The 10,403-nt window shown below is 73.7% G+C and carries 14 protein-coding genes; 7 read left to right on the top strand and 7 right to left on the bottom strand.

The features are described from left to right. The 4 genes from DZG00_RS07600 to DZG00_RS07585 all read left to right on the top strand — a co-directional run. Positions 1–194: DAK2 domain-containing protein (locus tag DZG00_RS07600; protein ID WP_119455501.1), on the top strand; the 194-nt coding region annotated here is incomplete at its 5' end. Positions 195–254: 60 nt separating this feature from the next. Further along, a complete protein-coding gene (locus DZG00_RS07595) occupies positions 255–716 on the top strand; it encodes a ribose-5-phosphate isomerase (protein WP_119381649.1) in 462 nt (153 codons plus the stop codon). Positions 717–720: 4 nt separating this feature from the next. Further along, positions 721–1,530, top strand: a complete 810-nt coding sequence (locus DZG00_RS07590; RefSeq protein WP_119381650.1) for a triose-phosphate isomerase family protein — start codon at positions 721–723, stop codon at positions 1,528–1,530. 15 nt (positions 1,531–1,545) lie between these two features. Further along, positions 1,546–2,265 carry a GntR family transcriptional regulator gene (locus tag DZG00_RS07585; RefSeq protein ID WP_233548907.1) on the top strand — a complete coding sequence of 240 codons (720 nt, stop codon included), beginning with the start codon at positions 1,546–1,548 and terminating at the stop codon, positions 2,263–2,265. A gap of 7 nt (positions 2,266–2,272) precedes the next feature. Here the strand turns inward: DZG00_RS07585 and DZG00_RS07580 are convergent, their stop codons facing one another. The 3 genes from DZG00_RS07580 to DZG00_RS07570 are packed head-to-tail and all read right to left on the bottom strand — an operon-like array spanning position 2,273 to position 4,600. After that, positions 2,273–3,259 carry an aldo/keto reductase gene (locus DZG00_RS07580; protein WP_119381651.1) on the bottom strand — a complete coding sequence of 329 codons (987 nt, stop codon included), beginning with the start codon at positions 3,257–3,259 and terminating at the stop codon, positions 2,273–2,275. A gap of 28 nt (positions 3,260–3,287) precedes the next feature. Further along, the gene (locus DZG00_RS07575) at positions 3,288–3,689 is read right to left on the bottom strand and encodes a (R)-mandelonitrile lyase (RefSeq protein ID WP_119381652.1); all 402 of its coding nucleotides are present in this window, start codon (positions 3,687–3,689) and stop codon (positions 3,288–3,290) included. Continuing rightward, positions 3,686–4,600 (bottom strand): helix-turn-helix transcriptional regulator, encoded by a 915-nt coding sequence (locus DZG00_RS07570; protein ID WP_119381653.1) that lies wholly within the window; start codon positions 4,598–4,600, stop codon positions 3,686–3,688. The genes DZG00_RS07575 and DZG00_RS07570 overlap by 4 nt, the downstream gene beginning before the upstream one ends. Before the next feature lie 125 nt (positions 4,601–4,725). On the opposite strand from DZG00_RS07570, the gene DZG00_RS07565 reads away from it, so the two are divergent. After that, positions 4,726–5,076 carry a carboxymuconolactone decarboxylase family protein gene (locus tag DZG00_RS07565; protein WP_119381654.1) on the top strand — a complete coding sequence of 117 codons (351 nt, stop codon included), beginning with the start codon at positions 4,726–4,728 and terminating at the stop codon, positions 5,074–5,076. Between the two features lie 19 nt (positions 5,077–5,095). Here DZG00_RS07565 and DZG00_RS07560 read toward each other — a convergent pair whose 3' ends face one another. Beyond that, positions 5,096–5,938, bottom strand: a complete 843-nt coding sequence (locus DZG00_RS07560) for a helix-turn-helix transcriptional regulator (protein ID WP_119381655.1) — start codon at positions 5,936–5,938, stop codon at positions 5,096–5,098. Positions 5,939–6,071: 133 nt separating this feature from the next. Here DZG00_RS07560 and DZG00_RS07555 point away from each other — a divergent pair, with 133 nt between their 5' ends. Continuing rightward, entirely contained in the window at positions 6,072–6,821 is a 750-nt protein-coding gene (locus tag DZG00_RS07555; protein WP_119381656.1) for an SDR family oxidoreductase, read from the top strand. A gap of 58 nt (positions 6,822–6,879) precedes the next feature. On the opposite strand, the gene DZG00_RS07550 is transcribed toward DZG00_RS07555, so the two are convergent. Beyond that, the gene (locus tag DZG00_RS07550; protein WP_119381657.1) at positions 6,880–7,833 is read right to left on the bottom strand and encodes a 3-hydroxyacyl-CoA dehydrogenase family protein; all 954 of its coding nucleotides are present in this window, start codon (positions 7,831–7,833) and stop codon (positions 6,880–6,882) included. Next, the gene (locus DZG00_RS07545) at positions 7,830–8,807 is read right to left on the bottom strand and encodes a sugar phosphate isomerase/epimerase family protein (RefSeq protein ID WP_119381658.1); all 978 of its coding nucleotides are present in this window, start codon (positions 8,805–8,807) and stop codon (positions 7,830–7,832) included. Before DZG00_RS07545 ends, DZG00_RS07550 begins: the two co-directional genes overlap by 4 nt. A 200-nt stretch (positions 8,808–9,007) precedes the next feature. On the opposite strand from DZG00_RS07545, the gene DZG00_RS07540 reads away from it, so the two are divergent. Beyond that, a complete protein-coding gene (locus DZG00_RS07540; protein WP_119381659.1) occupies positions 9,008–9,571 on the top strand; it encodes a hypothetical protein in 564 nt (187 codons plus the stop codon). A gap of 85 nt (positions 9,572–9,656) precedes the next feature. Here DZG00_RS07540 and DZG00_RS07535 read toward each other — a convergent pair. Next, a partial coding sequence (locus tag DZG00_RS07535) for a thiamine pyrophosphate-dependent enzyme (RefSeq protein WP_233550096.1) occupies positions 9,657–10,403 on the bottom strand: 747 nt, incomplete at its 5' end.

The following is a 10,403-nucleotide window of genomic DNA, read 5'->3' as shown; positions in this document are numbered from 1 at the left end:
GCGCATCGCTCGCCGACGCGTGGGCCGCCGCGAGCGACGCCGCGCGGGAGGCCGCCGACGCGACCGCCGCCATGAAGCCCGGCATCGGGCGCGCCCGATCGCACGGCGACCGCTCCGTCGGCACCCCCGACCCCGGCGCCATCTCGCTCGCGCTCATCACCGCAGCCGTCGGGCGCACGCTCGCCGACCGGTGAGACTCGCCGACCGGTGAGATCCATCGACACCACCACCAGCACCACCCAGAGGAGGACCGGATGACCAGGACCTGGCGCATCGTCGTCGGCGCGGACGACGCGGGATACGACCACAAGGAGGCGATCAAGGCCGACCTCGAGGCGAGCGGCCTCGTCGCCTCGGTGGTGGACGTGGGCGTCGACGCCGACGGCCACACCAACTACCCGACCGTCGCGACGACGGCGGCCGAGATGGTCGCGCGCGGCGAGGCCGACCGGGCCGTGCTGATCTGCGGCACGGGCCTCGGCATGGCCATCGCGGCGAACAAGGTGGCCGGCGTCCGCGCCGTCACCGCGCACGACGGCTTCTCGGTGGAGCGGAGCGTGCTCTCCAACGACGCGCAGGTGCTCTGCATGGGACAGCGGGTCGTCGGCGTCGAGCTGGCCAGGCGGAACGTGCGCGAGTGGCTGACCTACGAGTTCGACACGTCGAGCGCCTCGAACGACAAGGTCGACGAGATCCGCGCGTACGAGGCGAAGTAGGGCCGTGCCCGCGGAGCCGGCCGCGCCGCCGGTCGTCATCGGCGTGAGCCTCAAGATGTACCTGGGCCACGCCGAGACGGTCGCGTGGTGCGAGGCCGTGGCGTCCATCGCGCGGACGCATCCGGCGTCGACGGGCGGCGAGGCGGAGCTCGTGGTGCTGCCGTCGTACCTGTCGGTGCCGGCGGCGGTCGGGATCCTCGACGGGCTCGCCGCCGTGGGCGCGCAGGACCTCGCGACCGAGGACGCCGGCGCCTTCACGGGCGAGGTCTCGGGCGGGCAGATCCGGGAGATCGGCGGCGCGTTCGTCGAGGTGGGCCACGCTGAGCGGCGTCGGCTCTTCGGCGAGACGGACGAGGTCGTGCGCCGGAAGGCCGACGCCGCGCTGCGGGCGGGACTCGTGCCGATCCTCTGCCTCGGCGAGGAGGCCAGGCAGGATCCGGCCGACGCCGCCCGCGAGTGCATCCGCCAGCTCGACGACGCGCTCGCACTCGCGGCGGAGCGCGGGCACGGCGGCCGGATCGTCGTGGCGTACGAGCCGCAGTGGGCGATCGGCGCGGCCGAGCCCGCGTCGGACGTGCACATCCGCGGGGTGTGCCGGGAGCTGCGGGCGCACGTCGAGGCGCTCGACGCGCACCCCGGATCCGCGGTCATCTACGGCGGCAGCGCCGGCCCCGGACTCCTCACCCGCATCGGCGACGACGTCGACGGCCTGTTCCTCGGCCGGTTCGCGCACGACCCGCGGGCGGTCGCCGTGATCCTCGACGAAGTGCACGCACGCGCCGCGGCCCGGCCGGCGCCCGACGCCTCCCGCTGACGGCAGACTGTCCTGGTGACCTCCGGCCTCCCGCTCGACGCGACCTCGATGCCCGCGCGGCAGGGGCTCCGCGACCGCGTCTACGACCTCGTGCTCGACATGCTCATGGGATCCGCGATGGAGCCGGGCTCCCGCCTCGCCATCGACCAGATCGCGCGCGACCTCCACGTCTCCCCCACGCCCGTGCGCGAGGCGCTCGTGCAGCTGGAGCGCACCGGCCTCGTCGCGCGCGAGGCGCACAAGGGCTACCGGGTCGCGCCGCCCATCGCCGGGGAGCAGCTCGAGGCGCTGTTCGACGCGCGCCTCGTGCTCGAGGGCGGGGCGACGGCGCTGGCGGCCGCGGATCCGACGCGCCTGGTGCCGGCGCTCGAGGACGCCCTCGCCGCGCACCGTGCGACGACGAAGCGCGTGCGCGCGGCGTCGGGCGACGGCGAGATGCCCGTCGGCCTCATCCGCGAGTACTTCGTCGTCGACTGGGACTTCCACCACCGGATCTTCGAGGCCACGGGCAACCCCTTCCTCCTCGACATGTCGGAGGCGATCTCCACCCGCGTCCACCGCATGCGCCAGACGATGCGCACGGGCGTGCACGACGCCGACGACGCCGTGCACGAGCACCGGGCGATCATCGACGCGGTCGCCGAGGGCCCGGACGCGGCGGCCGCCGCGATGCGCGCGCACATCGAGCGCGTGCGGGAGCGGTCCCGACGCGACGCGGACGACGCGACCGCCTAGACCGCCCTCACCGGTCGACGTACCCCATGTGGACCTCGTCGTAGCGATCCCCCTGCACGCCCACCCGTTCCGCGAGGGCTGACAGGTCGGCGACCTCGTCGGCGGAGAGGCCGACCGCCGTCGCGCCCGCGTTCTCCTCGATGCGGGACGTGCGGCGGGTGCCGGGGATGGGGACGATCCACGGCTGCCGGGCGAGCAGCCAGGCGAGCGCGACCTGGCCGGGGGTCGCGCCCTTCGCTGCGGCCAGGGCCGAGACGTGGTCGACGAGCGCCTGGTTCGCCGCGCGGTTGTCCGCCGTGAAGCGCGGGATGGTGCCGCGGATGTCACCCTCCGCGAAGGCCGTCGACGCATCCACGCCGCCGGTGAGGAAGCCCTTCCCGAGCGGGCTGAAGGGCACGAAGCCGATGCCGAGCTCCGCCAGGGTCGGCAGCACCTCGGCCTCCGGGTCGCGGGTCCAGAGCGAGTACTCGCTCTGGACGGCGGTCACGGGATGCACGGCGTGCGCCCGCCGGATCGTGTCGGCCGAGGCCTCGGACAGCCCGAGGTGCCGGACCTTGCCCTCCGCGATCAGCTCCCCGACAGTGCCGGCGACGTCCTCGATGGGGACCTCCGGATCCACGCGGTGCTGGTAGAGGAGGTCGATCGCGTCGGTGCGGAGGCGGCGCAGGGATGCCTCGGCGACGGCGCGGATCCGCTCCGGGCGGCTGTCCAGCCCGACGCTCGCGCCGTCGCGGATGTCCCAGCCGAACTTGGTGGCGACGACGACGCGGTCGCGGACGGGCTCCAGGGCCTCGCCGACGAGCTCCTCGTTCACGTGCGGCCCGTAGACCTCCGCGGTGTCGAAGAACGTGACGCCGAGGTCGACGGCGGAGCGGATCACGGCGATCATGTCGTCGCGGCTGCCGGGGTTCGGGCCGTAGCTCTGGGACATCCCCATGCAGCCGAGGCCGATGGCGGACACCTCGAGTCCCTGTCCGAGCGTGCGCGTGTGCATGGTGGCTCCTCTCGTGGGCGGGTCGGCCTCAGCGGCCGTCGTACTCGTCGTCGGTGATGTGCTCGGCCCAGGCGGTCGTCTCGGCCGGATCGTCCGCGCCCTCCAGGATCGCGAGGTGCTCCATGGAGGCGCCGGGCGCGGACGCGTGCCAGTGCTCCTCGCCCGGCGGCGTGTAGAGCGTCTGCCCGGCGTGGACCTCGAGGATGCGGCCGTCGCGCGTGCCGAAGCGGCCGACGCCCGCCGTGACGTGGAGGTACTGGCCGCGCGCGTGGGAGTGCCAGGCGGTGCGAGCGCCGGGGGCGAAGCGCACCAGGCCGACGACGGTGCGCTGATCGCCGTCGTGCGGCGCGACGATCGGCTCCAGCCAGACCTCGCCGGCGAACTGCTCCGGCGGGTTCCTGGTCGTGGGGCGGTCGGGCTCGATGATCACGTGGCTCCTCCGGGGGTCGGGTCGTGACGGGACAGGGAGGCGGGGGCGGGGCGGTCGCCGGCGTCCGTCGCGGCCCAGGTGGAGAGCAGGCGCAGCTGATCCTCCGCGGGGCTCCCCGGGACGGCGGCGTAGATCATGAGCGACAGGCCGGGGTCGGCGAGCAGCTCGGTGCCGACGAGCTCCAGCGAGATGTCGCCGACGACCGGGTGGTGCGCGTCCTTGGTGACGCCGTCATGGCGCCGGACGTCGGCGTTCGCCCATCGGTCGCGGAAGGTCTCGCTCCGCGTCGACAGCTCGCCGATGACCGCGGTGATGCGCGCGTTGAAGGGATCGCGCCCCGCCTCCAGGCGCAGCACGGCGACCGTGGCGTCGACGGCGGCGATCCAGTCCGGGTAGAAGGTCCTGGCGGCGGGATCGAAGACGTTGTACTTCGCGAGGTTCGGCAGGCCGTCCCCGGCCCCGGCGTAGACGGACGCGTAGAACGCCCGACCCAGCGCGTTGGCGGCGAGGATGTCCATCGCCCCGTTGCGCACGAAGGCGGGGGCCCCGGTGATGGCGTCGAGCGCTGCCCGGATGCCGGGGCGGACGCCCGTGGACGCGGGCCGGCGTGGGCGGGACCGCTCCGTGACCTGGGCGCCGCGCGCCAGGTCGGCGAGGTGCTGCCTCTCGGCGTCGTCCAGCTTGAGGACCCCGGCGAGCGACTCGAGCACCTGCGTGGACACGCCGGCGATCTGGCCGCGCTCGAGGCGGGCGTAGTACTCGGTCGAGACGCCGGTGAGCATGGCGACCTCCTCGCGCCGCAGCCCCTGCACGCGGCGGCGTCCGCCGAAGTCCGGTAGGCCGACATCGCTCGGACTGAGCCGCGCCCGCCGGGACGTGAGGAACTCGCGCACCTCGTTGCTGTTGTCCATGGCCCTCACGCTAGGCCTCGGGCCTCGGCGCTGACAGGCACCGGGAGTACGTGCATCAGCGGTGCCTCCCGCGCGTCGGCACCGGGGTGTGGGGTGGGGGCATGACCCATGACGGAGGAGACCCGATGACCGAGCGCCCGCAGCAGGAGGAGCACGCGCAGCCGCGGCAGATCGGCGGCGGCCGCCGCGCCCTGGGCGGCTTCGCGCCGAAGCTGGCCGCCCTCACCGACGACGTCCTGTTCGACGACGTCTGGAACCGCCCCGAGCTGTCGCCGCGCGACCGCAGCCTCATCACCGTCGCCGTCCTGGCCGCGGGCGGGGACCTGGACCAGCTGGGGTTCCACCTCGGCCGCGGCGTCGAGAACGGCCTGACCCGCGAGGAGCTGGTCGAGGCGATCACCCACGTCGCCTTCTACGCCGGCTGGCCGAAGGGCATGGGCGCGATGGGCGTGGCGCAGCGCGTGCTCGGCGGGTAGCGCATGCGGCGCGGACCGCTCAGGAGCGCTCGAACCGCTGCTCCCCCACGACGCCGAGCAGCCCGAGCGCATCGGCGGCACCCGAGCCGGGCAGCGGGGTCAGCACGAGCAGCACCTGCGACTGGTCCTCCGTGAAGAGCGCCTGGCAGTGCACCTCGACCTCGCCGACCTCGGGATGCCGCAGGGTCTTGCGCTCGTCGAAGCGGGTGCCCACCTCCTGCAGGTCCCAGTAGCGGCGGAACTCCGCGCTCGTCGCCAGGAGGCTCGCGATCACCTCGGCGGCGAGCGGGTCGGGATCCACCTGCGATGCGGCCACGCGGAGCTGCGCGACCTGGAGGCGTCCCTGCCGCTCGTGGTCGCGCTCCGGGTACTGCCCGCGCTCCTCGGGGTGGGCGAACCAGCGGTGCACGCCGCTGCGATCGAGGCCGGTCCAGGCCATGTCGTCGCCGAAGAGGGCGGCGGCGAGGCGGTTCTGCGCGAGCGTCTCGCCGAGCTCGGTGATCACGAGGGCCGGGGTGTCGTCGAGCCGGTCGAGCACGCGCATCAGGCCGGGGCTGACGTGCGACGACAGCCGGGCCCGCCGCGGCGTCTCGTGGCCCGCGAGGCGGAACAGGTGGTCGCGCTCGTCGAGGCCGAGGCGGAGCCCGCGGGCGATGGCCGTGAGCATCTGGTCGGAGGGCTGCGGACCCCGACGCTGCTCGAGGCGGGCCCAGTAGTCGGCCGACATGCCGACGACGGCCGCGATCTCCTCACGCCGGAGGCCCGCGGTGCGCCGGCGGGCACCCGCGGGCATCCCCACGTCGGAGGGCTGCAGCGCCTCGCGACGCGCACGGAGGAACTCGGCGAGCGCGGGACGGTCCATGGCCCCATCCTCGCCCCTGGTGTGCCGCGCATCCAGGGACCGCCGCTCCCCCGATGCGCGCTCCCTTCCCGGCCGCCGGGGCGCGACGGAGGCTGGACCGCGACGGGGCGCACGGCCCCGCAGAGGAGGCACCATGAAGACCACCGGCAGCACCGTCCTGATCACCGGCGCCACATCGGGCATCGGCCTCGGCCTCGCCGAGCGCCTGCAGGCCCGCGGCGACACCGTCATCGTCGCCGGCCGCCGCCGCGCGCTGCTCGACGAGATCGTCCGGGCGCATCCCGGCATGCACCCGCTCGAGCTCGACGTCACGGATCCCGCGTCCATCCGCGCGGCGGCCGAGACGGTGACCCGCGAGCACCCCGACCTCGACGTCGTCATCACGATGGCCGGCATCATGCTCCCCGAGGACCTGCGCGACCCGGCGCACCTCGAGGTCGCCGAGTCCACCATCGCGACGAACCTGCTCGGCACGATCCGCACGGCCGCGGCCTTCGGGCCCTGGCTCGCGGCGAAGCCCGACGGCGTGCTCATGACCGTGTCCTCGGGGCTGGCCTCCGTGCCCCTCCCGGCGACGCCGACCTACTCGGCCACGAAGGCCGCCGTCCACTCGTTCACGCAGAGCCTGCGCGTGCAGTGGGCTGCCACGCCCCTGCAGGTGATCGAGCTGGTGCCGCCGGCTGTGCGCACGACGCTCATGGGCCAGCAGGACGAGGAGTCGGCGATGCCTCTGGACGAGTTCCTCGACGAGGTGATGCGGATCGTCGAGGGGCAGCCCGAGGTGGAGGAGGTGCTGGTGCAGCGGGTGCGGTTCCTCCGCGACGCCGAGGCCGAGGGACGCCACGCGGACGTCCTCGCGATGCTCGCGCAGCGGACGCACTGACGCCGCTGGACCCGTCGACGTCCGGCATCGCCTCCGTGCGACGCGGCGGGTCCGGCGCCTATCCGATCGGCGCCGGCCCCAGCTCGTCCATGAGCTTCTTGATCGCGACGTACGCCTTGTTGCGGTACGCGACGAGCGCCTCGGTGCGCTCGGCGGGCACGTCGAGGTAGCCGGATCCGGTCTTGGTGCCGTACTCGCCCGCGTCCACGTGGGCCTGCAGCGACGCCGGCGTCGCGAAGCGCTCGGGCCAGCGGGTCTGCAGCGACGCGTAGCAGAACGCGTACACGTCGAGGCCGGCCATGTCGGCGATCGCGAACGGGCCGAACACCGGCAGGCGGAAGCCGAACGTGGTGCGGACGATCGTGTCGATGTCCTCGGGGGTCGCGATGCCCTCCTCGACGATCTGCGTCGCCTCGTGGAAGAGCGCGTACTGCAGGCGGTTGAGCACGAAGCCCGTGGAGTCCGTCACGCGCGCGGTCTCCTTGCCGGTGGCCGCGACGATCTCCTCGGCCATCGCGATCGCCCGCTCGTCGGTGCCCACGTGCGGGATCAGCTCCACCCCCGGGATGAACGGCGCCGGGTTCGAGAAGTGCACGCCGAGGAACCGCTCCGGGTTCGTGACGGCCTCGGCGAGCGAGGAGATGAGGATCGTCGAGGTGTTGGATCCGATGACCGCGTCGGGCCGGGCCGCCGCCGAGATCCGCGCGAGCGTGGCGTGCTTGATCTCGAGCTTCTCGGGGACGGCCTCCTCGATGAAGTCGGCGTCGGCGACCGCCTCCTCGATGGAGGCGGCCGGCGTCACGGCCGCGCGGATCCGCTCGACGGCATCGGCGGGGAACAGCCCGTCCGCGACGAACCGCTCGGCCTCGGCGATGAGGCGCGCGTGGTTCGCGACGGCGATCTCCTCCGAGATGTCGGCGATGCGCACCGTCGCGCCCGCGAGCGCGAGCACCTGCGCGATGCCGCCGCCCATGTAGCCGGATCCGACGATGGCGATGCTGCGTGCGTTCATGATGCCTCTCCCTGTGCGTCGCGCGTCTGCGGCAGCAGCGTGCGGATGTAGTCCCGGTTCTCCGCGCAGACGCCGAGGCTGTCGCCGCCGTACTGCTCGGTGAGGATGATCCCGTCGAAGCCGAGCTCGACCGCGTCGCGGATCACCTGCCGGTAGTCGATGAGGCCGGCCTTCATGGTGGTGGGCACGCTGGTCGCCCAGCTGCCGTCGGCGGCCTCGTCGCGCATGTAGTTCTTCACGTGCCAGTAGTTGGCGTACGGCAGCGTCTTCGCGTACAGCTCGCGCCAGCTCTCGACCGGGCGGTGCAGGCGGATGAGGTTCGCGACGTCCGGGTTCAGTCCGACGTTGTCGAGGCCGATCTCCTGCACGAGCCGCACGGCGCTGTCGGCCGTGCCGAGGTAGGTGTCCTCGTACATCTCGAGCGCCATGCGGAGGCCGAGGTCGGCGGCGTGCCGGCCGAGCTCGCGGAGGCGCGTGACGGCGGCGTCCCACACCTCGGGGTCGTCGGGGTCCTTCGGGCCCTCGGCGGTCCAGAACCACAGCGCCTTCCGCTGGGCGTCGCTGAACGGCTGGTGCAGGCCGGTCGAGAAGACCTCCATGCCCATCTCGGCGATCGCGTCGATGGTGCGGTGCGCGTAGGCGAGGTTCTGCGCCTCGTGGCCCGGCATGATCACGCTCTGCCGCTGCAGGTGCACCGACGGGATGCCGACACCGTGGCCCCGCGCGATGGAGACGAGCTCCTCACGGCGGGAGGGCTCGAGGTCAGCCGGGCGGACGTGGCTGTCGGCGAGCTCGGCGAGGGTGAAGCCCTCGCGCGCGATGTCGGCGAACATGCGGTCCCAGACGGCCGGATCCGCGTCGTGCAGCGCGGTGCCGTCGCGGCCGACGGTGGCGAAGGAGTGCAGGCAGGTGGCGATGGGCCACTCCTCCGCGGTGAACGGCGGGGCGGGGTGGGTCGCGTTCGTCTCCGGCATGCTGCTCCATCGCGGTCGTCGGGTCCCGGGTGCCCGGGATCCAGATCCTATAGGAAATAGCATCCGGGCGACCAGGGGCGGGGCGACCGGTGGTCCCGCTGGACGAGGTCGGCCCAGACGACCGTCTGTGGAGGCGCGCCTCGGCGGGAGCGACGGGCTGCCTAGCCTCGTGCTCCACCCGAGAACGGAGCACCATCGTCATGCCGTCCACCACGCCATCGACCCGATCCCCGCGTCACCTGCGTCGAGCGGGGACCATCGCCGCCGCCGCGGCCATCGCGCTCTCCGCCACCTTCGGCCTCGGCATCGCGCCGGCGTCCGCGGCCTCGGCATCCGCAGCCCCGGCGTCCGCCTCCACCGACGCATCCCAGATCACCGTCCCGGGAGCGGGGCACGGACCGGCACCCAGGTGGCCCGGCCCGCTGTTCCGGTTCGTGTTCCAGACGCACTGGATCCCGGTCGCCCACGGGGGGCAGAACATCCGGTCCTTCCGCGTCCAGGGCTACTCGGTCAGGCCGGGCGGGCTGGCCGTCGACGACGTCGACGAGTGCGTCTCGTACTCCGGCTACAGCGACAGGATCGACGACGTCCGCTACGCGGGCGTCGTCCTGCCGCAGATCTACGACACCACCGTCACCAGCTTCTCCGGCCCCCACTGCACCGGCTACGACTACGGCAAGGTCGGCGGACGCGGTCCGATCGACAGGGCGACCCTCGACTGGACGCTCTTCACGCGCCACGCGCCGGCTCCTCGCCGGTTCTGAGCCCGTCCGCGCAGGTCACGTCCGCGAACCGCGTGACGTGCCTGGATCATCCGGGGCCGGCGGCGTCCACGCCGCCGGCCCCGCGTCACCCGAGCAGCGGCCGCTGCGCCCTCTTCCGCTCCACGTAGTCGGCGTGCGCGGCCTGCGTCGACGGCATTTCGGAGACGCCGGGCACGGGCACGTCCCACCAGCCCTCGCCGTCGGGGCCGTAGACGAGCGGGTCGGACTCCACGTGGATCACGGTGGTGCGGTCGGACGCCTTCGCCCGCCGCACCGCGTCGCCGAGCGCGGTCGTCGCGTCGGGGCCGGGCGCCACCTCGATCACGTCGACGCCGTAGCTGCGCGCGTTCGCGGCGAGGTCGACGGGCAGCGGCTCGCGCCCCTCGAAGGCCCGCGTCGCCGGGTCGAGCTGGCGGTAGCGCGTGCCGAAGCGCTCGGTGCCGACCGTCTCGGAGAGGTGGCCGATGGACGCGTAGCCGTGGTTCTGGATCACGACGACGATGATCTTGATGCCCTCGGCCACCGCCGTCACGAGCTCCGTGTGCAGCATGAGGTACGAGCCGTCGCCGACCATGACGATCACGTCGCGGTCGTCGCCGTACGCCTCCGCTCCGCGCTTCACGCCCAGGCCACCGGGGATCTCGTAGCCCATGCACGAGAACGCGTACTCGACGTGGTACCCGAGCGCGTCGCGCACGCGCCAGAGCTTGTGGAGGTCGCCGGGCAGGGATCCGGCCGCCTGCACGACGACGTCGCGCGGGTCGCTCGCGGCCTGCACGGCGCCGATGATCTCGGGCTGGCCGGGCAGCGCGCCGCCGGTGGGCGCGAGCGC

It is taken from the genome of Clavibacter lycopersici, assembly GCF_003576405.1.
Classification (GTDB): domain Bacteria; phylum Actinomycetota; class Actinomycetes; order Actinomycetales; family Microbacteriaceae; genus Clavibacter; species Clavibacter lycopersici.
The sequence above is the reverse complement of the archived record's forward strand: the minus strand, read 5'-3'. Positions and strand labels throughout refer to the sequence as shown.